The organism is Stenotrophomonas pictorum JCM 9942 (assembly GCF_001310775.1).
Taxonomy (GTDB): domain Bacteria; phylum Pseudomonadota; class Gammaproteobacteria; order Xanthomonadales; family Xanthomonadaceae; genus Stenotrophomonas; species Stenotrophomonas pictorum.
This window is the reverse complement of record NZ_BAZI01000723.1, coordinates 1-763: the sequence shown is the minus strand read 5'-3', so window position 1 is coordinate 763 and position 763 is coordinate 1. Positions and strand designations below refer to the sequence as shown.

The 763-nt window shown below is 67.9% G+C and carries 1 protein-coding gene; it reads right to left on the bottom strand.

Annotated elements, in window-relative coordinates; all coding sequences use genetic code 11:
• Positions 1-763, bottom strand: a 763-nt coding sequence (locus JCM9942_RS17295) for an amidohydrolase (RefSeq protein ID WP_256202430.1), incomplete at both ends; no start/stop codon positions are given.

Here is a 763-nt window from a genome sequence, read left to right as displayed (position 1 = left end):
CGCATACAGGCCCAGGCGCGGATCGACCTGTTCGGACCCGGGAAATCCGAGCCCAGCGCCAGCCGGGCCCCGCTGTGCAGGTAACGCTGCCAGGCGTAGGCGCCCTTGATCCGCTCCGGGCCCACGCGCTGCTCGGCCCAGCCCATATCCGAGGTGGCGTGGGTGGGCTGCATCGAGGCGACAACCCCCAGCGGCGCGAAGCGGGCGATGTCCTCCAGCGCCACCACCTGCGCATGTTCGACGCGCCAGCGGTGGTCATCCCCCTTGCGCGCACCCAGCACTTTCTCATAGGTATCGAGCACGATCCGGTTGCCGCGATCACCGATGGCATGGGTGGCCACCTGCACCTTGCAGCCGTCGGCCTTGCGCACCGCCAGCTCGAAATCGGCTGGCGAGGTCATCAGCAGGCCGTGGTTGTGCGGATCATCGCTGTAATCGGCCAGCAGCGCGGCGCCGCGGCTGCCCAGCGCGCCATCCATGAACAATTTCACGCCACGCATCTGCAGGCGTCCGCCGGCATGCTGATACAGCCCGCTGCGGCACAGATCATCCAGCGCCGCCTGGTTGCCATCGGCGTAGGCATCGATACGCAGTGGCAATCTGCCCTGATCGGCCAGACGCTTCATCAACGCCAGATCCTCGCGCGACACGCCCATGTCATGCACGCCGGTCAGACCATTGCGGACGGCTTCCTGCAGGGCCGCATGCAGCCGTTTCTCGCGCGCGGCCTCGTCCAGCGCCGGGATATGCGCGCTCACCAGCG